Consider the following 25,003-nt stretch of genomic DNA (forward strand, 5'->3'; position numbering starts at 1 on the left):
GAAATTGCGTCGATTGAAGTCGGGCCATTGTAGCCTCGATGCAGCGTTAGCGGAATCGAGGGCGTCGGCCTGCCGGCCATCAAACCCACATAGACAATTAAAAGAAGCTGGGCTTCGAAACCTCGATTCCATCGAGGCTACTTGCTAATTGCCCGTGGATCAAACAAGTAGAGCTCAGACAATCTCATTATGAAGAAATAATTACTATTTGTAATTCATGCGTTTAGGTTCAAAGTATTGCCTATAATGAGGCCTGCCAATCTCGCCGCGTTGGCACAGCGGCATCAATACAAAACGAATCGCAGCATTCGGTATCGACAAGTTGGTATAAATGCATTAATAATCGATTAGTTGGAAGAAAAAATAGACTTATGACCACCGCCAACATCAACACGACCATGCTGACCTGGGCGCGCGAACGCTCCGGCATCGCCGTGTCTGAATTTGCCCGGAAGTGCGGTGTCAGCCTAGACAAGCTCTGCGAATGGGAGTCCGGCCACCGCTCTTTGACCTTTAAGCAGGCTATGACCTACGCCGAAAAGGCACATATCCCATTCGGCTATTTGTTTCTTGCCCAGCCTCCAACCGACGAATTGCCTATTCCCGATTTAAGAACGATCGAAGGCCAAACCAACCGTAGACTCAGCGCGGAATTGCTTGATCTGATCAAGCTGATGCAACAGCGCCAGGAATGGTACAAAGACTATTTGCAACAGCATCTTGTCGGTCCAAATCCTATCGTTGGCCGCTTTGTCGTCAAAGATGGGGTAACCGCCATCGTGCGCGACATTCGCACCGCGCTCGGCGTCGGCAATCACCCGCAACGCGGCAGCTGGGAAGACTATTACCGCGATCTGGTCAACCGTATCGAGTCTGTAGGGGTGTTGGTGATGCGCCAAAGCGATGTGGGCCACTACACGCGACCATTGCGCGTCGAAGAGTTTCGAGGTTTTGCAATTGCTGACAATTACGCGCCGATCATTTTCGTCAACCATGCAGATGCCTTGGGTGCACGGCTGTTCACCCTGATCCACGAACTCTGCCATATCTGGATCGGCCAGTCTGGCATTTCCGACGCTAGCACGCAAACCCATCGGGCAGAAGAGATTCTTTGTAATGCGGTAGCCGCCGAGTTTTTAGTCCCGGCCACTGAATTTCAGACCATATGGAGGCATGATCTGGACAACTGGCAGTCCAATTTGCCGACTTTGGAATCGCATTTCCACGTCAGTACGTGGACCTTGGCGCGCCGCGCACTGGCTTTAAACTACATAACTCAGGACGAATACCAGCGTTATATCAACACCCAGCAAGCGACTTATAAGGATCGCGACGATAACGGCGGCCCCGGTTATTACCGTACCAAAAAAGCCCAGATTAGCCAGCGTTTTTCCCGCGCGGTCGTCAGTGAGGCTCTCAGCGGCCAACTTTTACTCCGTGAAGCCAGCCAGTTATTGGGTGGTATCAAACCCGACAAAATCGCCACCTTTGCCAAGGAGTTGGGCGTTTGAAATATCTTCTCGATGCCAATACCTACATACAAGCCAAGAATTTCTATTACGGCATGGACATCTGTCCTGCTTATTGGGATTGGCTGGATCGGCAATTTCAAGCGGGTTTGGTCGCCAGTGTTCAGATGATAGGCAAGGAACTTAAAGACGGTCACGACGAACTAGCCGCATGGGCCAAGGCGCGCTCAGAACACTTCATCAACAACGACGACACCGAAACCCAGTCGGTGTTTTCCGAAATTGTTCAAAGTGTCGCAGCCGGCGACTATAACCCCGGCAACCGCGACAACTTCTTAGCAAAAGCCGATCCCTGGCTCATCGCCAAAGCTAAAACCCTTGGGGCAACGGTGGTCACCCACGAAGCCTTTCTGGCGCCGAACACTAAGAAAGTCAAAGTTCCCAACATTTGCCTGCAATTCGGTGTGCCTTGCCTGGATACGTTTCAGTTTCTGCGGGAATTGGATGCGCGGTTTGTTTTGGAACACTAAAGCAAAATGCACTGAGTTGTGACAACCGGCAATCGTAGAATAGTTATCCGGCTAGCTGAGATAAATACTGCATTTCTTTGACCTCGGAAATGTGATGGCGATGAAATTCCGCCAGGCCCGGTTCCGATGCGATTTTTTCTACATAACCTTTCAAAACCGCTAGTTGCTGTTCGGCAATCTGTTGGGCATTAGGGTGGCGAACGCGGTCAGAAACGACGAAAGGCTGGTCACCACTTGTCCGCCTTTGGGTTTAAGCGACACTTTGACCAGACTATCGACCAGCTGTGGCGTGTACTTCAACATATAGTCCACATAGCGGCGAATCTGCGGGATCTGTTCCTCCAAGGCCTGCCTTTCTGCATCAAAATCCTCGCGAGACAGGATTTTCTTGTCGGCAAATACCGGCGCCGCCAATTCTTTCCGGTTGGCTAGTTTTATCGTGGCGCCCCGCTGGTGACATATAGCCATTCGCCATTTCCGTGGCGTTGCGGATTTCCAGGCTGCGCCACTCGCATTCCTCAGCCATCCGCTCGGCTTCAGCCCGATTAAAATCCTCTTTGATTTCCGGCGCATGGGTGCGTTCGACATGGTCCAGCTTGCGTTGTACGAAAGCCGTGTAACGCGAACGCATCAAAGCTTCGGTGGTGGGCGCCGGCGCACCGTCGATAATCGGGCCGCAGCATTCGGCATAATCCAGTTTGGAGCCGCCAGGGCAAAGCGTCATAGTTCATCTCCGGTTAGGTTGCGAAAAATTGAGGTCGATCTTTCAATGGTAAGCGACAGCCGGCTTCGGCTCAGGGCAAGCACTGGAAATTGTCGCCATGCATCGACACCACTTTCGGTAGCTCGTTTCAACGATAAAAACGTTCCAGTTGTCGAATATGCCCGGCGCCGAACGACTACTCAGTGCGAACATTATTTTTAACCCAGGAGTTGACCATGAAATACCTATGCCTGATTTGCGCCGAAACCGTGATGGAGGGAATGTCGAATGACGCGGCAGCCAAACACTTTGACGAATACGCCGAATTTACCCAAGCTATCCGCAACAGCGGCCATTACCTGAGCTGCAATCGGCTGCTGCCGGCCAATGCGGCCATCACGCTGCGGGTGCGCGGCGGTAAAGTCAGCATCACCGACGGCCCGTTCGCGGAAACCAAGGAACAACTCGGCGGCTATTATCTGATCGAGGCTAGCGATTTAAACGAGGCTATCCAGGTGGCCGCGCGGATTCCCGGCGCCAAGCTAGGCTGTGTGGAAGTGCGGCCGATAGCCGAAGACCGGCAAACGCTGCAAGCGTTGGGTTTTTTGGAACCGGACAATTTGCGTTAGCCGGCAAGTTTGCCAACTAGTGGAAAAAATTTCTGCGGCTTGTCGATTTCGGCATTCGCGGTTCGACAACAGATGTAAGCAATCTTTTTTCCACGACAAACCTTAAACCAGGAGCACAGCCATGAACAACATCAAACCTATCCCCGAAGGTCGCCACACCTTAACTCCTTACCTAGTGGTGCGCGGCGCGGCGGCGGCATTGGAATTTTATGCAAAAGCCTTTGCCGCCACCGAGCTAATGCGCCTCAACGCGCCCGGCGGACTTATCGCCCACGCCGAATTTAAAATCGGCGATTCGCATTTCATGCTGGCCGACGAGAATCCGAATTGCAGCGATATTTCGCCGCAGGCACTGGGCGGTACGCCGGTGAAACTGCACCTTTATGTCACCGATACCGATGCGGTGTTCGCCGCGGCCATACAAGCCGGCGCAACAGAAATCATGCCACCCACCGACCAGTTCTGGGGCGACCGAATGGGCGCGCTGACCGACCCGTTTGGTCATAAATGGCTGATCGCCACGCACATCGAAGATGTCGACCCCAGCGAATTTCAGGGCAGAATGGAGGCTTTCTTCGCCGCTCAGGCAACAGCCGGTAAACCTTAAATCGGCCGATTTCGGCATCCTCGCACCTTTAAAGGAAGCAATATGAACACGCAAATATTCGTCAATCTGCCGGTAAAAAACCTGGCCCGCGCCGTGACGTTTTTTACCGCGCTGGGCTACACCTTCAACGCGCAATTTACCGACGAAACCGCAACCTGCATGATCGTCAGCGAGAACATCTTCGTCATGCTGTTGACGGAAGACAAGTTCCGCACATTCACGCCCAACACCATATGCGACGCCACCAAAAGCACGGAAGTGTTGATTTGCTTGTCCTGCCAAAGCCGGGAGGAGGTCGACGACATGGTAAGCAAGGCGGTCGCCGCTGGCGGCAGCACCTATAACCAGCCGCAAGACCACGGCTTTATGTACGCGCACGGTTTTCAGGATTTGGATGGCCATATCTGGGAACTGGTCTACATGGCACCGGATGCGGTATCCCAAAACTAACGGAGAACGCGATGAAATATATGCTACTGATTTATCTGGAAGAACACAGCTTGGACGAAGCTGACCGGCAAGCTTGTTATGCCGAATCCACCCAGCTCGCACATAAGCTCAAAGCCGACGGCCAATATCTGGCCGCCAGCCCGTTACACCCCACAGCCATGGCTACCAGCGTGCGGGTACGCGACGGCAAACGCTTCATCACCGATGGCCCGTTCGCGGAAACCCGCGAACAACTGGGCGGCTACTATCTGGTCGACGTCCCGGATCTGGACGCGGCTCTCGCTATCGCCGAGCAGATTCCGATGGCGCGCAAGGGTACCGTCGAAGTGCGGCCGCTGATCGAAATTCCGGGGCTACCCGGCGATTGAACCTACCAACCTTTAGGAGGAAACCATGATCAAAACCATCCTTATCGTTCTCGTCGTCATAGTCGCCGCGCTGCTGATCTATGCGGCAAGCAAACCCGATACCTTCCGCGTACAACGCTCGATCACCATCAAAGCGGCCCCGGATAAGATTTTTCCGTTGATTAACGATTTGCACAATATGCAAACCTGGTCGGCTTGGGAGAAAGTAGATCCAGGCATGAAGCGCACATACAGCGGCGCAGCCAGCGGTCCCGGCGCGGTCTACGAATGGGAAGGCAACAAGGAGATAGGCCAGGGTCGCATGGAGATTCTGGAAACCAATCCACCGGTAAAGCTGATGCTGCGGCTGACTTTTATTAAACCATTTCCAGCCGAAAACACCGTGGAATTTACGCTACAAGCCGAAGGCGGTGTTACTCATGTCACGCAGGCGATATACGGCCCCAGCCCCTTCCTATCTAAAGTGATGAGCCTGGTGTTCAGCATGGACAAAATGATAGGCGGGAAATTCGAGGAAGGTTTAGCCGAGCTAAAGACCATCGCCGAAAAGTAACTGTCTATTTCAATTGCATAGGAAAAGCCATGAATCCAACTGAACAAACAGCTGAATCGCGTGAATTAATGCTGACGCGCCTGATCGATGCGCCACCCGAGAAACTCTATAAAGCCTGGACCGAACCGGCGCTGCTCAAGCAGTGGTTTTGTCCGAAGCCTTGGACGGTGGCATCTGCCGAACTCGATGTCAGAGCCGGCGGCACCAGCAACATCGTGATGCGTGGCCCTGACGGCGAGGAATTTCCAAACCAAGGAATCTATCTTGAAGTCGTGCCAAACGAGCGTTTGGTGTTCACCGACGCCTACACCAGCGCCTGGGAACCCTCCGCCAAACCCTTCATGACCGGCATCATCACGTTTACACCTGAAGCCGGCAAAACCCGCTACACCGCGCGCGTGTTGCATTGGAGCGCGGCAGACCGGAAAACCCACGAAGAAATGGGCTTTCACGAAGGCTGGGGCAAGGCCACCGACCAATTGGCCGAGTTGGTAGCCAGCCTTTAAGCGGGGAAAACCGGTCATTACTTTTTAACACTCACCGAGTAAACACCATGCCCAAAATCACCCCATTTTTATGGTTCGACGACCAAGCCGAAGAGGCGATGAATTTTTACGTATCCATTTTTAAACATTCGAAAGTCTTGAGCGTTACTCGCTACGGCGATGGCGGGCCGGGACCGAAGGGCAGCGTGATGACCGCCAATTTCGAGCTGGACGGGCAGGTGTTTACCGCACTCAACGGCGGGCCGGTGTACCAACTATCGCCGGCCATTTCCTTTGTTATACACTGCGAAACCCAAGCGGAAGTGAATCACTATTGGGAAAAACTATCCGCGGGCGGCAAGCAGAATCAATGCGCCTGGCTGGAGGACAAATTCGGCGTGACCTGGCAGATCGTGCCGAATATCCTGATCGAATTATTAAATGACCCCGACCCGGTAAAAGCCGGCCGAGTGATGGAGGCCATGCTGAAAATGACAAAAATAGACATAGACACTTTAAAACGAGCCTACGAACAAACCTGAATGAAGCTTCTATTCGCAACGCTATTACTAGTATTTGCCGCCCGAGTTAACGCTATCGAATGGCTGGACGATCCCGAGCTTGGCAAACTGTTCAGCGAAGCCGGCGTGCGCGGCGCCTTCGTGCTGTACGACGTTGATGCTGAGCGTTTGGTCGGCCACGACCGGCTGCGCGCCGAAACCCGCTTCATCCCGGCCTCGACGTTCAAGATTGCCAATAGTTTGATCGGCTTGTCGGTAGGCGCGGTCAGTAGCGTAGACGAGCCCTTGCCATACGGCGGCCAAGCACAAATGATAAAAGACTGGGAACGGGACATGGGCTTACGCGAGGCGATCAAGCTATCCAACGTGCCGATTTATCAAGCACTGGCCCGGCGCATCGGCCACGAGCGGATGCGCGAGGGAGTTGCCAACCTGGGCTACGGTAACGCCGATATAGGAGACAAAGTCGATCAGTTTTGGCTGGATGGTCCGCTGCAAATCAGCGCGGTGGAACAAACCGCATTCCTGGCACGGCTAGCGCAGGATCAATTACCGCTCTCTGGCGATGTTCAGGCCAAAGTGCGGGAAATTCTCATGCTGGAGCAGCAGGGCGCACGAAATTTATACGGCAAAACCGGCTGGTTAAACGCACCCAATCCCGGTATCGGCTGGTGGGTGGGCTGGGTCATGCACGGAAATCGTCTGTACAGCTTTGCATTGAACATCGACATCACTCAAGCCGCCGACGCACCCAAGCGGGTAGAGTTAGGCAAGGCCTGTCTCAAGGCCTTGGGAATATTGTAATCGCAAGGCCTTATTTGGCTCGTAGCGCCAATGCCGTTTTTGCCAGACGTTCCCCCAGCACCCAACACAAGCGTTTTTCATGTTCGGTAAGTTCGGTGTCGTTGTCGGCGACATGGCTGGGTCCGTACGGCGTGCCGCCGCTGACCGTTTCGCGCAGCGCAATCTCGTTACACGGTAGGCTCATCAGCAACATGCCGTGATGCATCAAGGGCAGCATCATCGATAACAGCGTGGTTTCCTGACCGCCGTGCATGCTGCCGGTGGACGTAAACACGCCGGCCGGTTTGCCGGACAAGGCGCCGGAGAACCATAACGCGGTCGTGCCATCCAGAAAATGCTTTAAGGACGCCGCCATATTGCCGAAGTGCGTTGGGCTGCCCAGCGCCAAGCCGTCGCAGGTTTCCAGGTCTTGCAAAGTGGCATACGACGCGCCGGCATCAGGAATGCTGTCGGCGATTTTCTCGCATACTGCGGATACTTCCGGCACCGTGCGCAACACCGCTTCCGCGCCGGCCACCGATTCCACACCCCGGCCGATCTGCTGGGCCATGCGCGCGGTACTACCGTCGCGGCTGTAATACAGGATCAGGATTTTCGCCATCAGAGTATGGCCAATACGTTTTCCGGCGGCCGGCCGATGGCGGCTTTACCGTCTTTCAACACGATGGGCCGTTCGATCAATTTGGGAATTCTGATCATCGCTTCGATCAAGTCCGCATCGCTTAAAGATTTATCGTCCAGGCCGTTGTCTTTGTATTCCGGTTCTTTGGTGCGCATCAACTCGCGCGGCTTGATATTTAACTTGGTCAGAATGTCCTGCAATTCAGCGGCGGTAGGCGGGGATTTAAGATATTCGACAATGTCCGGCGTGACACCTTGCGCTTCCAGTAGTTTCAAAGTGTCGCGGGATTTGCCGCAACGCGGGTTGTGGTAGATTTTGACTCTCATGGTTTGCACCTTAATCATGACGGGTTGCGGCTATAATAGCACCCTTCGAATCACGGATAAGCTCCCAAAGCCATGCAATTACCCAACTATTCAACCGCCCGCGTGCTGGTGGTCGGCGACCTGATGCTGGATCGTTACTGGCACGGCGCCACTTCACGGATTTCCCCGGAAGCGCCGGTGCCGGTGGTGCACGTCAAACAAGACGAACAACGGGCGGGCGGCGCCGGTAACGTGGCTTTGAATATCGCCGCACTGGGTGCAAAAGTATCGCTGCTGGGTTTTACCGGCGAAGACGAAGCGGCGACGGCGTTGAAAGCTTTGCTGCAACAGGCCAAGGTTTTATGCCTGTTTCAAGCGGTGCCGGGTTATCCGACGATTACTAAATTGCGGGTGATGAGCCGGCACCAGCAGTTGATCCGGCTAGATTTTGAAGACGGTTTTAACAATGTCGATAGCGATGCGTTACTGCATCTATACCATGCCGAGATGATGCAATCGCAAGTCATCGTTCTGTCCGATTACGGCAAAGGCACCCTAAGCCAAGTGCAACAATTCATCAAGTTGGCTAAGCAGTTGCACAAACCGGTATTGGTCGATCCGAAAGGCAGCGATTTTTCGATTTATCGGCAAGCCACGCTGATTACCCCCAACCTCAGCGAATTTGAAGCGGTGGTGGGCCGCTGCGCCGATCAACAGAAAATCGTCGAACGCGGCATGAATTTGCTGAACGAGCTAGAACTTCAAGCCTTGCTGGTCACCCGTGGCGAAAACGGCATGACCCTGCTCAGCAAGAATGAAGAACCCTTACATCTACCAACGCATGCCCGCGAGGTTTTCGATGTCACCGGCGCCGGCGATACGGTGATCTCCGTACTAGCCGCCAGTCTGGCCGCGAAAAAGTCGCTGGCCGAAGCCACGCAACTCGCCAATATCGGTGCCGGCATCGTGGTCGGCAAAATGGGTACCGCCACCGTCAACACCGACGAACTGGCTAACGCCTTACAAGGCCCACGCGCCCATCACAAAGGCGTCTGCAGCCTACCGGACCTGCTGGCTGAGCGCGCCGCCGCCAAACAAAACGGCGAAAAAATCGTCGCCACCAACGGCTGCTTCGACATCCTGCATCCCGGCCACGTCCGCTACCTGCAACAAGCTAAAACCCTGGGCGACCGCTTGGTGGTGTTGGTCAACAGTGACGCCTCGGTGCAACGCCTGAAAGGCCCGGAGCGCCCGGTCAACAAACTGGATCATCGCATGGAAATGTTGGCCGCGCTGGAATGCGTGGACTGGGTGGTGGAATTTGAGCAAGACACCCCCAAGGAAGTCATCGACCAATTACTGCCGGACATTCTGGTCAAAGGCGGCGACTACACCGACATCACCAGCATCGCCGGCCACGAAAGCGTATTGGCGAATGGCGGCGAGGTGAAAATCCTGTCGTTCATCGAAGGGCATTCGACGACGGCGATTATTCAGACGATTAAGGATAAAGCCGGCAACTAAGCTAATAACGTTACAAAGGAGGACGGCCATGTTTGATGATGAAGAAATGTCGATATTAACCGCATTGGAACATAATCGGCTGATACGTAGCGTCAATGCGGACGAAGAAATTGCCTCAGCAAAACAAGCAGCTAAAGAATACCTGTCGAAAGGGAAATCTGACATTGAAAAAAACCGCAAGGTAGAAATTTGACTTTTTTCTGGGTTCGAACCACATGGCAAGATCGCTGCAATTAGCGACGCCCCCGCTAACAGGTTAGAATCCATCTATACCACCAACAGTAAAACAAACAGATGCAACAAGCCGTACTCCCAATCGATAAGCTGCAATCGCACGTCGAGCTAACCAAAGATTTGCTGCTACGCAATTACCTTGCGGATAGCCGGCCGTGGGTTGTTGCCTATTCCGGCGGCAAGGATTCGACCCTGGTACTGCAATTAGTATACGAGCTGATTTATTCGCTAGAGAAAGAACAGAGAAAACCGGTATTTGTTATCGCCTCGGATACCCGCGTGGAAGCACCAAATGTTGAAAGCTACCTTGATAAACGCATTAAAGAAATCAGCTTTCACGCCTCGGCAAACGATCTGCCAATTCATGCCGAACTGGCACAACCAACCGTAGAACAAAGTTTTTGGTTTAATTTAATCGGCAAGGGCTATCCGCCACCGACACGCTGGTTTCGTTGGTGTACGTCCAAGATGAAAATCAAACCGGTACAAACAGCCATTGAAAACGTCATAACCGAATTTGGTAGCGTCATTTTATTGCTCGGTTCACGAAGCGCGGAAAGCAGCCAACGCTCTCAAAGCATGGGCAAACGTGAACTGAGCAGCCGTAAATTGAATGCACATGGCGAGATAGCCAATGCACTCGTTTTGTCCCCTATCGCGGACTGGACTAGCGACGATGTCTGGGAGTATTTATTTACCAACAATCCACCACCCTGGGGCGGCAGTCACGACTTTATGCTGGACTTGTACCGGCAGGCAAACGGTGGCGAATGCCCGGTGGTGATGGATTTGAACACCCCTTCCTGCGGCGGTAGCCGTTTCGGTTGCTGGACCTGTACGGTCGTCAAAGCCGACAAATCAATGGAAAGCTTTATCGAAAACGGCGAAGAATGGATGAAACCGCTCAACGATTACCGAAATTGGTTGAAAGAGATTCGAGAAGACGAATCCCGGCGTAGTCCGGTTAGAAGAAACGGTGCCGAAGGTCACGGGCCTTTTATAGCCGCCACTCGTAAAGAGATGCTGCAACGCTTGTTAATGGCGGAGCAAAATGTCAAACAGCCTTTAATATCGGATGAAGAAATCGTGGAGATTCAAAAACAATGGACTGCCGACTTCGATATTATGGATAGCGCTTTTATCATCGCAGAACAATTTGGCAGAGAACCATGGAAGATATTGCACAAGACTCATTAATCCAATCCACCGAATTACTTAAATCTCTTGCTAAAGAGCATCAAGTTCCACTGGAAATAGCAGAACAAATGGCTGTGCTGATGCAGCAATATCCAGATTTAAGTATATGGGGAAGTGAGTCAGAATTGACAGGAAAACTTGAAAGAGTTTTAGAATATGCCTTTAAGAATAAAGTTGTAGGAATGGAATGATTTTTAAGTCTATCACGCTACATAATATATTTTCTTATTATGGCTCTTGCTCATTTGATTTAGAACCACCTGCAGACAACTCGGGTAACATTGTTGTTATTATGGGGCGCAATGGTTTTGGAAAAACAAGCCTTCTCAACAGCATAAAACTACTTTTTGGCGGTGTCACTGAAGAGTTACGACAAAGCGTCCAACGCGACAAACCTCCTACGGCAAAAGGTTTTGTGGTTGGAGATAAGGACTGGTGGGGTATATTAAATCATCAGGCTAAAATAAAGGGTGATTTTGAGTGCTTTGTTTCTGCAATTTTACTTGATGACAATCATCGTGAATATGAAATAAAACGCGCTTGGAATTTGTATGGTGGTAATTACCAGAGCGAATTAACCATCACGGCCCCCAGAAAGGCTCCGCTAGTTGGTGAAGATGCTAATAATTATTTATCTGCGCTATTACCTCTTGACTACATTCCATTCTTTTTTTTTGATGCTGAAGAAATCGGTTATTTGGCAGAAGCCAATCGTAACAAAGTCATCGAGAGAATGGAGCAATTGCTCAATATACGCCCTGCCGATAATCTCAAAGAATGTATCAAGAGACTGACTAGAAAAATAGAACGTGATTCTATCGCGCCAGATGCCAAATTAGAATTAGTTAAGGCCGAAAATCGCCAGTCAGAAATGCGAATACACCGAGAAAGCCTTCAACAAGAAATGCAATCTGTAGGCTCTGATATTGAAACTTTAGAAGAGGAGATTCGTGAACTTCGACAAAAACTTAGGTTATTCAGTGGGCAGGGTGCTATCGAAAATAATGCAAAATTTGAAGCTATTAGAAATGGCGAGTTGAAAAACCAAGAAAATGCGCTGACAGCACTTTCGGAAATGTTTGAACGGGATGCATTTTTACGTTTAAATTCGAAACAGATTCAAAACACAATACCCGTTGTTGATGTTTGCGTTAATGGTCAACGTGGTATAAACGCAGAAATGTTGGAATCCCTTCGGGAGCCGTTGAAAGAAGTTTTTACCACACCTCCTTATCCAGATTATCGACTTACTGATTCTCAAATAGCCTTTTATCAAAAACGTATAACTAAATTACTTGACTCCCGTGATATAGAAGAGGAAGAAAACATCCCTTTCCGACTGGACATTGGCCGAGCAAAAAAGCTTTTGACTACAATTTCTGCTTATGCGCCGCAACATATCCCTGAACAACCCTTGCGCAATCTATTGTCTCAAGCTATCCAAGCCGATAATGCAATTAATGATATTGACAAAACATTACAGGATGTCCGGCTGTTATCTGAGGAAAATAAACAGCAATTGTTACAGATTCAAGACAGGTTAGAGCAACGGCAAGACGAACTTACTAAGCTCAACAAACAATTAAGTGATATTGCCCATAAACTTCCTCTCATTGAACGTGAGATTAAACCTTTAGACGAAGCAATTACCAGATTAACCCAGCAAGCTCGCCAATCAGAACAAGCTCAAACACGTATTGAATTATTAGATAAAATGCAAAAGCTATTGGCAGCCTATAAGCAACAACTCAAAGAAAGACAACGAGGTACTCTGGAAAAATATTTCAACAGTCACTTAGCTAGTCTATTGGACTCAAATAATCTAATTAGCGAGGCAAAAATAGACGAATTATTTCAACTACACTATTTAGACATATCCGGCAACCCAGTTGCAATGAGTAGCATTTCCGCAGGAATGAAGCAGCTCGCCGCCACCGCTTTGTTGTGGGCCTTGAAGGACGCTTGTGGTCGGCAATTGCCGGTTATTATTGATACGCCATTAGGCCGTATCGACAAACAACACCAAGATAATTTGCTAAGCCGCTATTACCCTCATGCAGCCAAACAGGTCATTTTGTTGCCGACCGATTCTGAGTTGGACGAACGCAAACATCGCTTATTGGAACCTTATATTTATCGGGAGTTTCATCTATATAATCCCGCTGGGGAAAATACCGAGATAAGAGAAATAACACGAAGCAAGGAAACTCACTATGGCTGATATTTACACTAGCCACGATGATGAGAATATTATAGAGCAGGTAAAAACCTATGGTTTTCGTACCCCTAAAGCCCCTAAATATCGGGTATTAAGATTAGCGCTGGCTAAATCTTTATCGATCGATGCACATCCAGACAAGGATTTAGATACGCTTGTTGGTAAGGGATCGGAATACTGGCTAGAACAAGTAACAGGGTATGGCAATAACAAAAACGACGGCGCTTTGGACTACGATGACGCTATTCGTTCGGTATTAAGCGTTTATCACAACGAAGACTTATTTAATTCGGATGCCCGGTATAAAAAGCTGCTGCAAAGGCATATTCGCCGAGGATTACGGGAAATTCGCACCAGCTGGAATCGCGGGCACAGTTTCATTCATTGGTTGCGCGAAGAGTTAATTTTCGAGCCCGCTATAGAAACCGGCAGTATTATAAATACCGAACTTGAACAAGGACAATTGGAAGCAGCATTGAAAGAAATCGGCATCTCCACGGAAATCAAAGAATCCAAGCAAGGTATTCGTCTTAACAAATACGCACTCTATCTCGCCAATATTCATCATCTGGATACTCTGAAAAAAGGCTTGAGCAAGCTTTCGTTCCGGCTTGGCGTACCTGATGACAGTATTACTCTGGAAGTTGGTTCCGAAGCGGGTATCGCCAATCTTTATATCCCTAGAGATCCCGAATTCTGGCGGATAGTGCCAGCCCAGCGCCTTAATGAGTGGGCTATAACAAAACGACCGGAAAAATTGCCGATCTGGCTAGGCTGTACCGTTATGGGTGATGACTTTGCAATGGATTTAGCCGAGGCGCCGCATATCCTGATTGCCGGGGCCACCGGCAGCGGCAAAACCGTATGTTTGCACAGTATGCTCTGTTCGCTATTGCTGACATTGAGTAGCAGCCAAGTACAGTTAGCTTTGATCGACCCCAAAGGCACGGAGTTTTCCTTGTACGGCAAATTACCGAATTTGTTTGGTGGGCAAATAGGCCGGAATATTGTTGAAGCCGCCGACATTCTTAATGCCTTGGTCGATGAAATGGAAATGCGTAACCAGCATTTCATCGAGCTGGGTGTCAGGAATTATGAAGAAGCCAGCCACAAAATACAGATGCCGCGCATTGTCGCGGTTGTAGAGGAGTTGGCCGACCTTTTGATGCAATCTCGCGATCTCGAAATTCCGCTGGTACGATTGGCGCAAAAGGCCCGGTCTGCCGGCATCCATTTGATTCTTGCCACGCAAAGACCGGATTCCGCGACGTTCAGCGGTTTGTTGCGCAGCAATATTCCGGTCAGGATTGCACTACGAGTGCAGAAACACACCGAGTCCAACATTATTTTGGACACAAAGGGTGCGGAAGCCTTACTGGGTAAAGGCGATATGCTGGTTAAATTAACCGATAAGCCCGACCCGATACGCTTACATGGTGCCAAACTAACTGACGACAACATCGCCCAAGCCATTGCGCATTATTGCCGGTAGCTTATTCGAAATACGGAGCATGCAATGGACGACCTATTGGTATACGAATTCAAACCCTTATTTTTGACACTGGATCGGGTGGGGCCTTTCCAAAGCTTTTATAAAGTCGATTTCACCGATAACAACAATCATCCTTGTAATTTCTTCATGATGGTTTCGCCCAATGGCTTGGGCAAAACCACATCACTGGAAACCTTCTCGTGCCTGATGAATTTGTTGGGAAAAAAAGCTATCGACAGCTACGGTCATGAGGATTTAGACAAACGTGACGGCCGCGCGCAGCTGGATTTCTGGGTTAGGTTGCGCTGGCAAGGTAGAAATATCGGTATTGTGTTATCGGTTTTGGCGGGCGTTATTGGTGAAGAAACGTTTTTAAATCCGTGGTCGCCGGATCAACTGCAAACTTTTAATGCCGAGAGTTGGCACAAGGCCGGATTTCGCAGTCCGGTTCCTGGAAGGTACGAAGGCATCGCGCTGAAAAGCGATGATCTGTTACAAGATTTACTTGCGACTCTCCGTGCTGCCAGTGAAACGGCGCCAGAAGATAACTTTCTGCAACCGTCGTTTCATTTGCCGACCGTTTTATATTTTTCCGCTTACCGGGATATTCCCTATCCGAATAACGACAATCACGACTGCATTCCGCAAACGGCCCAGTTCATAAACGAACGCAGTATTTCAACACCTAACCATTGGAATTATCAGCCTGTTCACGCTTTCGAAGCGCATAGCGCTTATTGGAAGAACTCACTGGACAATTTGTTAGTTTGGCTTAAATGGCTCGACAACGGTTCATTTGAAAAAGCTCAAGAGTGGATTAACCAACAGTTATTTGTCGAAACGCCCAAGCTGTTGAAAGGCGTACGCCGCAATCCACCCGAAGCGATTATCGATACCGGTAATAACCAAACCCATCGGCTAGACAGATTGAGCAGCGGCGAAAAAAGTTTGGCTTATTTGTTTTTGCGCATGGGAGCCCACAGTACCTGCAACACCATTATTTTGATCGATGAAATGGATATTCATTTGCATATTCGCTGGCAGCACCGCTTATATAACGCCTTGGAGAAACTAGCTAAGGATAATCCCGGTTTTACGGTGATATTAACCACCCATTCCATTGAAATATTACGGCGCTTTACCGCGACGATGGGGCAGGAAAGAGAAGGTCTCTATTTGGGCGGCGAACTAATCGAAGAAACGGATTTGAGATAGAAATATGGCAAGTTTCAAAACAGCACAAACAGCAGTTGTCGATGCAAAGTACGAAGGCGGAATCAAAGTCTTTTTAGAGTCTGCCGAAGATGTGCGCATCTTCAGTGAACATTGGTTTAGCCACAAACAGGATAAATTGCGTTTTGTGAGCGCGGAAGGCGAACAATCGGGCGGTGGTGGATGCCAAGTTGTAATTAGCAAAGTTGAAGAAGCTAATAAGCAGAATATTCAAGCTTACGGCATTGTTGATCGTGATGTTTTATTGTCTGACGAGAAGTTAGATATATTTTGGGAAACCAACGATCCAAAATTCCACGCTGCAAAGCCCTATGGAGAGAAAATTCATGTATTGCGCCGCTGGGAGTTGGAAAATTATTTATTACAACCGGATGCTTTTACCAGTGAAGTTTCCAGAAGAGTTTCTCGGTCGCCCTCGCCAATCGTTTCAGAGGATATATTTTTATCTCAAGCGGACGAACTTATCCAAGTTACCGCACTGACTACCTTTTCGGTAAGGCACTGTAAAAATTCGCCAAATCCAGGTTTTGGTATTCAGTCAACGGGCGAAGAACTAACCAAGGAGATTGATAAGTTTCTGAAAAAACAATTTCCTGAAGTTGTTGATCCCGATATTAGCAATGACGCTAAGAAAATCATCGCATTTGGTCAAAATGATGTTAATTCCGCCGAGCGTTGGGAAGGACTATCACGCATTTTAGATGGAAAAAAGAGTTTGATGCGCTTATGCCGGTATTTATCTGATAGCCTGGGAATTGAAAGTATTCGCCATTGGGAAGAAATGCGTGGCTGTCTTGCCAATGCCATTGCATCGAAAGATACGATTGATCATGAGTTGAAAGACTTGATGGACGATATTGGTAGCAAAGCACCAAATTAAAGACCTTTCAAACGCTTCAGTTCTATCTAAAAATATGCAGACGAATAAAATAATCGACCGCCTCCACCAATACTGGCTACTGGCCCGCTTTGATAAACCCATCGGCATTTTCATTTTGCTGTGGCCGACATTATGGGCCTTGTGGATAGCCGGTAACGGCAAGCCGGATTTGTTGGTGTTGTTCGTGTTTACACTGGGCGTGGTATTGATGCGCGCTGCCGGTTGCGTGATTAACGATTACGCCGACAAGGATTTCGATCCGCATGTTGATCGCTGCAAACTAAGGCCTATCGCGGCCGGCAAAGTCAGCCCTAAGGAAGCTTTGATTGTATTTGCGGTATTGTGTCTGACCGCGTTCGGTTTGGTGCTGCTGCTGAATGGGTACACGATTGGCTTGTCCTTCATCGGCGCGTTTCTGGCGGCCAGTTATCCGTTCATGAAGCGCTTTACCCATCTGCCGCAAGCTTATCTGGGCGCGGCCTTTGGCTTTGCGGTGCCGATGGCGTTTGCAGCGCAAATCAACGAAATCCCCTTGGTGGGCTGGATTTTATATTTAGCGGTGCTGCTCTGGGCTCTGGTGTACGACACGATGTATGCGATGGTGGATATCGACGATGATTTGAAAATCGGTGTCAAATCCACGGCCATTCTGTTCGGCAAGCGGGTGCGGGAAATTACCGCCGGCCTGCAAGTTATTATCATGGGATTGTTGGTTACAGTGGGCATAATGCAACAACTGAGCTGGCCGTATTACGCGGGCTTGGCCGTCGCTGCCGGTCTGTCAATTTATCAGCAAACGCTGATTTTTCATTTCGACAAACCCAAGTGTTTCAAGGCTTTTTTGAATAACAACTGGTTCGGTCTGGCGGTATTTGTGGGGATTGTGTTGGCTTACTGGCAATAGCGGATCGAGGCGCTTAGGTTTGGAAAATCTCCCCACCCCCTTTTTAAAAGAGGTTTTTGGAGACCTAAAACTCGACTTAACCCCATACTCATCTACCCAGCCTTTGTAGAACGGATTTTCAAACATACCCCAATTGATTTTAGGAGTTGCGATGAACTATCACGAGATGCTCGCCGTGGCGTTTGCCGAAGCAAAAGCCGGTTTTGACGAAGGCGGCGTGCCGGTCGGCGCGGCCTTGTTCGATGCTGATGGCAGCTTGCTGGGCCGGGGCCGCAACCGCCGCGTGCAAGATAACGATCCGTCTGTGCACGGCGAAACCGATGCCTTCCGCAATGCCGGCCGGCAGACCAGCTACCGCGACAAAATTTTGGTCACCACCTTGGCACCGTGCTGGTATTGCTCGGGATTAATTCGGCAATTCAATATCGGCACGGTGGTTGTCGGCGAATCAAGCAACTTTTCCGGGCATCTGGACTGGCTAAGAGAAGCCGGCGTCAAGATTGTGGAATTGAACGACCCCGTCTGCATCGAGTTGATGAGCCGTTTTATTGCTCAATCGCCAAAGATTTGGTTTGAAGACATCGGTGAGGATTGTTGTTAAACCAAGATTTGCCGCTGATTCCATCCGTTGAATAGCACAGCCGTAGAACCCAACTAAAAATCCCTTACAAAATGGCATTGCTCTATGCGGTTATTTATTATAAAACGGCGAGAATGATGCGCTGATACCTAAAGGCGTTCTTCGCTGTCAAGCCTTCGAGAGTGGAACAGGGCTTCTCATTTCCCTGGGTTCACACATTCTCTGGGACGACGATATCCGATTTAATAAATTCTCGATCCATAATCTGCAAAGGAGTTTTCGTTTATGAGTCTGTCCTTAGTCATCGGTAACAAAAATTACTCATCCTGGTCGTTACGGCCTTGGTTGTTTTTGAAATATCACGACATCGATTTCACGGAAATCCGCATCCCGCTGTATCGGGAGGATTCGAAAGACAAGCTGCTGCAATACTCGCCGACCGGTAAGGTACCGGTTTTGCTGGATGGTGAGCTTAAGGTTTGGGATTCGCTGGCGATATTGGAATATCTGGCGGAACGCTTTCCGCAAACCCAAGGCTGGCCGGAGGATTTTGCCGAACGCGCCGCGGCCCGCTCCTTGGCTGCCGAAATGCATTCCGGATTTACGGCGCTACGAACCTATTGCGGGATGAATTGCAAGCGAACACCCTCAGCCAAACCCTTGCCGGAAGCAGTACATCCGGACATCGAACGTATCGGTGAAATTTGGCAACACTACCGGCAACTGCACCGCCACGACGGTCCGTGGTTATTCGGCCGTTTTACGATAGTCGATGCGATGTTCGCCCCCGTCGCCTTGCGATTTCACAGCTATCAACTGGCAACCAATAAAGAGGCGCAGGCCTATGTAGACTCGGTGCTGGCTTGCCCGGCTGTAAGCGCCTGGATGGAAGCCGGCAAGTTGGAAAGCGAGGTAATCACCGCGTTTGAATAAGCGGTTTACAACGTTGCTTATCACCAAAATAAAATGGTCACTGCTTTACTGAAATGATCGATATTTTCAAAACTGAGTTTTGCCGATATGCCAGTGCAGATGTAAAAGGCAACTGGAAAGATCAACTCATTGACCAGCCATTAATCGGTCGTTCCTGTAATGCTTTTCTACAGTTCATACCGGGGCATTCGAAACCTGAATTTCACCCACGCGAAAACACCGGTTTCTAAACCTTAAAAATTAAACAGTGATTCTGAACCAAGCTGCATATAAAGCCGGCAAAAACAGCAGCGTCAACGCAGTCGCGACGGTCAAACCTCCCATAATCGCCACTGCCATCGGGCCGAAAAAGGCGCTGTGGGTGAGGGGAATCATAGCCAATATTGCCGCCGCCGCCGTTAATACGATGGGGCGAAACCGGCGCACCGTCGAATCGACAATCGCATCAAAATCCGAACGCCCGGCCTGCTTATCCTGATCGATTTGATCGACCAGAATTACCGAGTTGCGCATGATCATGCCGGAAAGTGCGATGGTACCCAACATCGCCACAAAACCGAACGGTTGTTGAAAAATCAACAAAAACAAGGTCACGCCGATTAAACCGAGCGGCGCTGTTAATAACACCAAGGCCATCCGCGAAAAGCTTTGCAACTGGATCATCAGCACAGTCAATACCGTCAGAAAGAACAAAGGCATACCGGCCGCGACCGAATCGCCGCCTTTGGCCGATTCTTCCACCGCGCCGCCGGTCTCCAGGCGGTAGCCAGGCGGTAATTGCCGCTTTATGTCGACCAGTTGTTCTTCTATCTGTGCCGACACCATCGGCGCCTGCATATTGCCATACAAATTCGCGCGCACCGTGACGGTAGGAATGCGATTACGCCGCCAAATCAAACCTTCCTCAAAACCGTATTCCAGTTCCGCGACTTGCGACAGGGGCACACTGCGTCCGCCGGGGATCGGTATCATCAAATTTTGCAGACGCGATAAATGCTTACGTTCGATTTCGGCGCCTCGCACCAATAAGTCGATGCGCTCGATGCCTTCACGAAATTCGGTCACATACAAGCCTTGTAGCGCACCGTTGACAATATTGGCAATATCACTGGAGCTAATCCCCAGCAGTCTGGCTTTCGATTGGTCAACATTCACGCGCACGACTTTCACCGGCTCTTCCCAATCCAACTGCACATTGGACGGATAAGGGTTGGCGCGCATCACATCCGCCACCTGGCGAGCAATCGTGCGTAGCGTTGATAAATCCGGCCCGGAGACTCTGAATTGCACGGGAAAACCTACCGGCGGGCCGTTCTCCAAACGTAATACGCTGCCGCGCATATCCGGAAAATCCTGTTCAAACAAATGGATGAGTTTATCGCGCAGTTGTTCTCGTTCCGCTGGACCATTGGTCAACACCACAAACTGCGCAAAGCTGCGTTGCGGTAATTGCTGATCCAAAGGTAAATAAAAACGCGGACTGCCGTTGCCGACATAAGCCACGTAATTATCAATGCCGCTTTGCTCATCCAGCCAGGCCTCCATTTTTTTCACATCGGCTTCGGTGGCGGCATACGACACACCCTCAGCCAAACGCAAATCGACGATTAACTCCGGCCGAGTGGAATCCGGAAAAAACTGTTGCTGGACAAACTTAAAACCGAAGATCGCGGTAATAAACATGGCTATGGTTAAAACAATCACCAGCCAACGGTGGATAACGCAAGCAGCCACCAGTTTTCGGAAGCGCAGATAAAACGGCGTTTGATAAAGCTCGTGGGCGTGGTTCTTGGGCTGTTCGGCATGTGGTTTGTTCCGCAATTTGGCCCAAATCCGCGCCCAGCTCGACGCTTGCTCTTGTCCCTTGCTCAAGTCAGGCAACAAGCGATGGCCCAAATACGGTACAAACACTACCGCCGCGAACCAGGAGACCAACAAGGCGATGACCACCACTTGAAAGATCGAGCGGGTGTATTCGCCGGTAGAAGACGCCGCCGTGGCAATCGGCAAAAAGCCGGCAGCGGTTACCAATGTGCCGCTCAGCATCGGCATCGCGGTGGTTGTATAGGCAAATGCGGCAGCACGGGTTCTATCCCAACCCTGTTCCATCTTAGACGCCATCATTTCCACCGCAATAATGGCATCGTCCACCAACAAGCCCAAAGCCAAAATCAACGCACCCAGAGAAATTTTGTGCAAGCCAACGCCAAACAGATGCATCAGCCAGAAGGTAACCGCCAACACCACCGGAATCGTGATCGCGACCACGATGCCGGTGCGTAAACCCAACGACAGCAAGCTAACGCCCAGCACTATGACGACCGCTTCGGTCAGCGATTTGGCAAACTCGTTAACCGAGCGCTGCACCGCTTTCGGCTGCGAAGACACAGTATGCAATTCCAAACCCACCGGCAATTGAGCTTGGGTAGTTACTACGGCCTGGTCCAAATCGCGGCCCAGCTTGATGATATCGCCGCCAGCACGCATCGCCACGCCGATCAACAGCGCGTCATGACCTTTATAACGCACCCGGTCCTTGGGGGGATCTTCAAAGCCGCGGCTGACTTTGGCGACATCGCCCAACCGAAATTCGTTGTTATTGGCGCGAAAACGTACATCCCGCAGTTCTTCCAATCTATCGTAACGACCGGTTACCGCAATCCGAATATGCTCGTTTTCAGAATCGAAACTACCGCTGCCCGTCACCAGATTTTGCGCTTGCAAGGTGCGGAGCAAGGTGGCAACGTCGATGCCGATGGTCGCTAATTTGGCATTGGACAATTCGACGTAAATGCGTTGTTTCTGCTCGCCGAAAAAATCGACCTTGGCGACATCGTTCACTCTGAGCAGTTCGGCGCGCAAGGTTTCCGAGTGGCGTTTCAGTTCCGCATAGTCGTAACCGTCGCCGGTCAAGGCATACAAGTTTCCGTATACATCCCCAAACTCATCGTTGAACGTCGGCCCTTCAACACCAGCCGGCAGGGTGTAAGCAATATCGCCGATTTTTTTGCGAACCTGATAAAAAATGTCCGGGACTTGCGCCGCTGGTGTGGAGTCCTTGGCCGACAGAAAAATTAAGGATTCGCCCGGTCTGGAATAGCTGCGTAAATTGTCCAGCCAGGGTACTTCCTGGAGTTTTTTCTCCAGTTTATCGGTGACTTGTTGTTCCACTTCCTGCGCGCTGGCACCGGGCCAACCGGTGCGGATAACCATCACTTTGAAAGTGAACGGCGGATCTTCAGACTGGCCCAGCCTGGTATACGAAAGCATGCCCACCAAGGTCAGCATCAACATGGCATATAACACCAATGCCGGGTGCCGCAAAGCCCACTCGGAGAGATTGAAGCCCGATTTCATGGTTGGCTCCGCAGCGGCGTTGCCCTAACTTTCTGGCCGGGTATCAAAGTTTGCACCCCAGCCACCACGACTTGTTCGCCTTTTTGGATACCGCCGGCAATCAACACGCCATCTTCGCGAAACGCGCCAGCCTGAACGGTTCTAGGCTGAACTTCACCGTTCGCCGGATTCACCACCCAGACGACGGATTGACCATCGCGCTGAGTGAGCGCTGTGGTGGGTAATAAAAAATCCTTGGTGTCCTGATGATAAAAGCGAACGCCGGCCGTCATGCCCAAACGCACCGAATCGTCGGCATCCAGCAAAACCACACGTACTTGAAAAGTACGTGTGAGATTATCGGCCGCCGGTGCCACTTCCCGGACTTTACCTTGATATACGGTAGTGGGGTTGGCCCACAATCTGATTTCCGCCGGCACATCGACAGCGATGCCCAGCATGCGCGACTCGGGAACGGCTATTTCGACTTCTTTATTTTCCGGCACGGCGATACGAACAATAGGCTCGCCGGCGGCAACCACTTGGCCTGGTTCGGCCTGAATGCGGGTAACCACGCCATCCCGCTCCGCCAGTAACTGCGTGTAGCGCGACTGATTGCCGGTTACCGCCGCTTGCGCGCGGGTTTGCTTTACCCTGGCCGCCGCCGCCTTGAATTGCGCTTCCTGAATATCCAAAGCCTGGTTGGAAATGAATTTGCTGGCGTGTAATTGGCGTTGTCTGTCCAGCTCGGCTTGGGCCAAGGCCAGATCGGCTTCCGCCGCCCGGACTTCCGCCTGCGCCGCTTGGGTGGATAAACCGGTATCCATACTATCCAGTTTGGCCAACAGCTGACCTTTCGTCACCACTGCGCCTGTATCGACATTGCGTTCGATAATTTTGCCGTTGATGCGAAAACCTTGAGCACTTTCGTAGCGGGAGCGAATTTCGCCTATCAATATGATAGGAGCGGCTGTGGTTTGTTCGCCTACTGTCACCACTAAAGCCGGTCTGGGCGCTGATGCCGTGGGCGCTGGTTTTTCGCAAGCGGCCAGCAATAGCGGCAACGTCAACAACAAATATTTCATTTTATCCCCTAAAAAATGGCACTAGCTGCATCCAGAGTTATTTATGCCATGGCCTTGCGGATTAACTCCAGCGGCACCAGCGAAATCAATGCTCTAAACAACAAGGCGTTGTGATTGTTGACTAGGCCGTAACATTCGTAATCCAAGGGTGTGGCGTTCAAATCGCCGAAATCGTGCGCGGCACAATCCGCTGCGGGTTTGATCAAAATATGCACCGCGTCGTTACTTTTAAGCTGCGACAAACAGCGTCTGTCGATGGAAATTTTGTGCGAAGTATAGACCATGGGGTTACGCTCGAAATCGTGCAGCCATTTCAAGGCCTTTTCCAGCAAAGCACTGGACAGCAATGCGCACGGAAACATCTCCGGGAAAATCACCTTATCCTGTAGCTCGTCGAAATACTGGGTTTGATCACGCAGCGATGCACACAGAAAATTCTTGGCATTGCTGGTCATCATGAACTTGCGTTTGAGAAAAAAACCATTGCTCAAAAAACAACGGTCAGGCTGGATTTTTAATTCGCCGACCCGAGACAAATCCGGCTGATCTAAAAACAGCGGTTCAGCAGTTTCTTTTTTATAGCCGGTCAGGGCCAGTTTGCCGTCGGCCTTGACGATAATCCGATTGCTCAAGCTTGGCGACGGTTCTTTTTTAAATACCGAGTCTTTAATATCCACTTCAATCGCCTGGTTCGGCTTAATGGCATTGGCAAAGGCAAACTGGTAATTGCTGAAGTTCAAGCCCTGTTCGGCCAGCAATTTTTCTTCGTCATGTTGCCGGCGATAGTCGGCAATCTTGCCTTCGATCAAGGACTCCAGCTGAAACCCCAAGGTAATCGGGCCATTAAACGGATTACCGTTGATGTTCTGCCACTTCCGGCTATCGTGGAACAGATTGAAATCGTCGGTGGAATTGCGGGCGATGTCGATATGTAGCTGACTGAAAACATCAGCATTGTTTAGATTCATGTGGGAAGCCTCCGCTCAGCTATCGTCGAAACGACAAGTTTAATCTCATGCGACCAACTTATCGAGGATAGAACTTACATCTACCGTTTACCCGTTTAGAAACAGAAATTTTTGATTCTGCTCGTGATCGACTGCAATTACATAAGCGTTAAAGCAAATCGACAGCACTTGCCGCAAGCTTGTCGAACCCCACATACTCTTTGAGGAGTCATTAGCTAACTCAACTTATTCAATGTTTCTTAAAATCCAGGATAGCTATCTAATCAGAACTTCCCTACATAAATCGTAGGCATTGTCTGATTTTTTTACAGTTGAAAAAATACCTTGGTCCAATTGCTAGTTAACATCTTAACTGATAAGAAAATTTGTCCTA

The 25,003-nt window shown here is 50.3% G+C and carries 28 protein-coding genes; 21 read left to right on the forward strand and 7 right to left on the reverse strand.

Annotation, left to right across the window (positions count from 1 at the left end; genetic code table 11):
• Positions 1-371 precede the first annotated feature (371 nt).
• Together QLH52_RS15510 and QLH52_RS15515 are read left to right on the forward strand one after the other, a co-directional pair.
• The gene (locus QLH52_RS15510) at positions 372-1,511 is read left to right on the forward strand and encodes a helix-turn-helix domain-containing protein (RefSeq protein ID WP_033157658.1); all 1,140 of its coding nucleotides are present in this window, start codon (positions 372-374) and stop codon (positions 1,509-1,511) included.
• Entirely contained in the window at positions 1,508-1,999 is a 492-nt protein-coding gene (locus tag QLH52_RS15515) for a DUF4411 family protein (RefSeq protein WP_033157657.1), read from the forward strand. Before QLH52_RS15510 ends, QLH52_RS15515 begins: the two co-directional genes overlap by 4 nt.
• Before the next feature lie 159 nt (positions 2,000-2,158).
• On the opposite strand, the gene QLH52_RS15520 is transcribed toward QLH52_RS15515, so the two are convergent.
• Together QLH52_RS15520 and QLH52_RS15525 are read right to left on the reverse strand one after the other, a co-directional pair.
• A complete protein-coding gene (locus QLH52_RS15520) occupies positions 2,159-2,467 on the reverse strand; it encodes a hypothetical protein (RefSeq protein ID WP_319962194.1) in 309 nt (102 codons plus the stop codon).
• A complete protein-coding gene (locus QLH52_RS15525) occupies positions 2,361-2,723 on the reverse strand; it encodes a YchJ family protein (protein ID WP_225892937.1) in 363 nt (120 codons plus the stop codon). Before QLH52_RS15525 ends, QLH52_RS15520 begins: the two co-directional genes overlap by 107 nt.
• Positions 2,724-2,938: 215 nt before the next feature.
• Between QLH52_RS15525 and QLH52_RS15530 the strand changes: the two genes are divergently transcribed.
• From QLH52_RS15530 to blaOXA, 8 genes are all read left to right on the forward strand, one after another.
• The gene (locus QLH52_RS15530; RefSeq protein WP_033157656.1) at positions 2,939-3,331 is read left to right on the forward strand and encodes a YciI family protein; all 393 of its coding nucleotides are present in this window, start codon (positions 2,939-2,941) and stop codon (positions 3,329-3,331) included.
• Positions 3,332-3,452: 121 nt separating this feature from the next.
• Entirely contained in the window at positions 3,453-3,938 is a 486-nt protein-coding gene (locus QLH52_RS15535; RefSeq protein WP_319962165.1) for a VOC family protein, read from the forward strand.
• Positions 3,939-3,980: 42 nt separating this feature from the next.
• Positions 3,981-4,388, forward strand: a complete 408-nt coding sequence (locus QLH52_RS15540; RefSeq protein ID WP_319962166.1) for a VOC family protein — start codon at positions 3,981-3,983, stop codon at positions 4,386-4,388.
• Between the two features lie 11 nt (positions 4,389-4,399).
• Positions 4,400-4,756, forward strand: a complete 357-nt coding sequence (locus tag QLH52_RS15545) for a YciI family protein (RefSeq protein ID WP_319962167.1) — start codon at positions 4,400-4,402, stop codon at positions 4,754-4,756.
• A 25-nt stretch (positions 4,757-4,781) separates the two neighbouring features.
• Positions 4,782-5,309, forward strand: coding sequence for an SRPBCC family protein (locus QLH52_RS15550; protein WP_319962168.1), 528 nt, complete (start codon positions 4,782-4,784; stop codon positions 5,307-5,309).
• 29 nt (positions 5,310-5,338) lie between these two features.
• On the forward strand, positions 5,339-5,815 hold the full coding sequence (locus QLH52_RS15555; RefSeq protein ID WP_319962169.1) for an SRPBCC family protein: 477 nt from the start codon (positions 5,339-5,341) through the stop codon (positions 5,813-5,815).
• Between the two features lie 47 nt (positions 5,816-5,862).
• Positions 5,863-6,336, forward strand: coding sequence for a VOC family protein (locus QLH52_RS15560; protein WP_319962170.1), 474 nt, complete (start codon positions 5,863-5,865; stop codon positions 6,334-6,336).
• Positions 6,337-7,119: a class D beta-lactamase gene (blaOXA, locus tag QLH52_RS15565; RefSeq protein ID WP_319962171.1), complete on the forward strand. Its 783-nt coding sequence runs from the start codon at positions 6,337-6,339 to the stop codon at positions 7,117-7,119.
• Between the two features lie 10 nt (positions 7,120-7,129).
• Here blaOXA and wrbA read toward each other — a convergent pair whose 3' ends face one another.
• Positions 7,130-7,720: an NAD(P)H:quinone oxidoreductase gene (gene wrbA / locus QLH52_RS15570; protein ID WP_319962172.1), complete on the reverse strand. Its 591-nt coding sequence runs from the start codon at positions 7,718-7,720 to the stop codon at positions 7,130-7,132.
• Positions 7,720-8,067: an arsenate reductase (glutaredoxin) gene (gene arsC / locus QLH52_RS15575; RefSeq protein ID WP_319962173.1), complete on the reverse strand. Its 348-nt coding sequence runs from the start codon at positions 8,065-8,067 to the stop codon at positions 7,720-7,722. The genes wrbA and arsC overlap by 1 nt, the downstream gene beginning before the upstream one ends.
• Positions 8,068-8,139: 72 nt before the next feature.
• Here arsC and hldE point away from each other — a divergent pair, with 72 nt between their 5' ends.
• The 11 genes from hldE (at position 8,140) to QLH52_RS15630 (ending at position 19,241) form a co-directional block, all read left to right on the forward strand.
• Positions 8,140-9,570, forward strand: coding sequence for a bifunctional D-glycero-beta-D-manno-heptose-7-phosphate kinase/D-glycero-beta-D-manno-heptose 1-phosphate adenylyltransferase HldE (hldE, locus tag QLH52_RS15580; RefSeq protein WP_319962174.1), 1,431 nt, complete (start codon positions 8,140-8,142; stop codon positions 9,568-9,570).
• Positions 9,571-9,598: 28 nt separating this feature from the next.
• Positions 9,599-9,763 (forward strand): hypothetical protein, encoded by a 165-nt coding sequence (locus QLH52_RS15585; protein ID WP_319962175.1) that lies wholly within the window; start codon positions 9,599-9,601, stop codon positions 9,761-9,763.
• Positions 9,764-9,864: 101 nt separating this feature from the next.
• The gene (gene dndC / locus QLH52_RS15590) at positions 9,865-11,001 is read left to right on the forward strand and encodes a DNA phosphorothioation system sulfurtransferase DndC (protein ID WP_319962176.1); all 1,137 of its coding nucleotides are present in this window, start codon (positions 9,865-9,867) and stop codon (positions 10,999-11,001) included.
• Complete coding sequence (locus QLH52_RS15595) at positions 10,974-11,192, forward strand: DNA modification system-associated small protein (RefSeq protein WP_319962177.1); 219 nt, start codon at positions 10,974-10,976, stop codon at positions 11,190-11,192. Before dndC ends, QLH52_RS15595 begins: the two co-directional genes overlap by 28 nt.
• On the forward strand, positions 11,189-13,222 hold the full coding sequence (gene dndD / locus QLH52_RS15600; RefSeq protein ID WP_319962178.1) for a DNA sulfur modification protein DndD: 2,034 nt from the start codon (positions 11,189-11,191) through the stop codon (positions 13,220-13,222). The genes QLH52_RS15595 and dndD overlap by 4 nt, the downstream gene beginning before the upstream one ends.
• Positions 13,215-14,711: an FtsK/SpoIIIE domain-containing protein gene (locus tag QLH52_RS15605; RefSeq protein ID WP_319962179.1), complete on the forward strand. Its 1,497-nt coding sequence runs from the start codon at positions 13,215-13,217 to the stop codon at positions 14,709-14,711. The genes dndD and QLH52_RS15605 overlap by 8 nt, the downstream gene beginning before the upstream one ends.
• 24 nt (positions 14,712-14,735) lie before the next feature.
• Positions 14,736-15,926, forward strand: a complete 1,191-nt coding sequence (locus tag QLH52_RS15610; RefSeq protein ID WP_319962180.1) for an AAA family ATPase — start codon at positions 14,736-14,738, stop codon at positions 15,924-15,926.
• 4 nt (positions 15,927-15,930) lie between these two features.
• Positions 15,931-16,824 carry a hypothetical protein gene (locus QLH52_RS15615; protein WP_319962181.1) on the forward strand — a complete coding sequence of 298 codons (894 nt, stop codon included), beginning with the start codon at positions 15,931-15,933 and terminating at the stop codon, positions 16,822-16,824.
• A 34-nt stretch (positions 16,825-16,858) separates the two neighbouring features.
• Complete coding sequence (gene ubiA, locus QLH52_RS15620) at positions 16,859-17,728, forward strand: 4-hydroxybenzoate octaprenyltransferase (protein WP_319962182.1); 870 nt, start codon at positions 16,859-16,861, stop codon at positions 17,726-17,728.
• A 151-nt stretch (positions 17,729-17,879) separates the two neighbouring features.
• Positions 17,880-18,329 (forward strand): nucleoside deaminase, encoded by a 450-nt coding sequence (locus tag QLH52_RS15625; protein WP_319962183.1) that lies wholly within the window; start codon positions 17,880-17,882, stop codon positions 18,327-18,329.
• A 264-nt stretch (positions 18,330-18,593) separates the two neighbouring features.
• Entirely contained in the window at positions 18,594-19,241 is a 648-nt protein-coding gene (locus tag QLH52_RS15630; protein ID WP_101052874.1) for a glutathione S-transferase family protein, read from the forward strand.
• Positions 19,242-19,481: 240 nt separating this feature from the next.
• Here the strand turns inward: QLH52_RS15630 and QLH52_RS15635 are convergent, their stop codons facing one another.
• The 3 genes from QLH52_RS15635 to QLH52_RS15645 are packed head-to-tail and all read right to left on the reverse strand — an operon-like array spanning position 19,482 to position 24,630.
• Positions 19,482-22,598, reverse strand: coding sequence for an efflux RND transporter permease subunit (locus QLH52_RS15635; RefSeq protein ID WP_319962184.1), 3,117 nt, complete (start codon positions 22,596-22,598; stop codon positions 19,482-19,484).
• Positions 22,595-23,662, reverse strand: a complete 1,068-nt coding sequence (locus QLH52_RS15640; RefSeq protein WP_205452378.1) for an efflux RND transporter periplasmic adaptor subunit — start codon at positions 23,660-23,662, stop codon at positions 22,595-22,597. Before QLH52_RS15640 ends, QLH52_RS15635 begins: the two co-directional genes overlap by 4 nt.
• A gap of 41 nt (positions 23,663-23,703) precedes the next feature.
• Complete coding sequence (locus QLH52_RS15645) at positions 23,704-24,630, reverse strand: hypothetical protein (RefSeq protein ID WP_205452380.1); 927 nt, start codon at positions 24,628-24,630, stop codon at positions 23,704-23,706.
• Between the last annotated feature and the right edge of the window lie 373 nt (positions 24,631-25,003).

The organism is Methylomonas defluvii, from assembly GCF_033949435.1.
Lineage (GTDB): Bacteria > Pseudomonadota > Gammaproteobacteria > Methylococcales > Methylomonadaceae > Methylomonas > Methylomonas defluvii.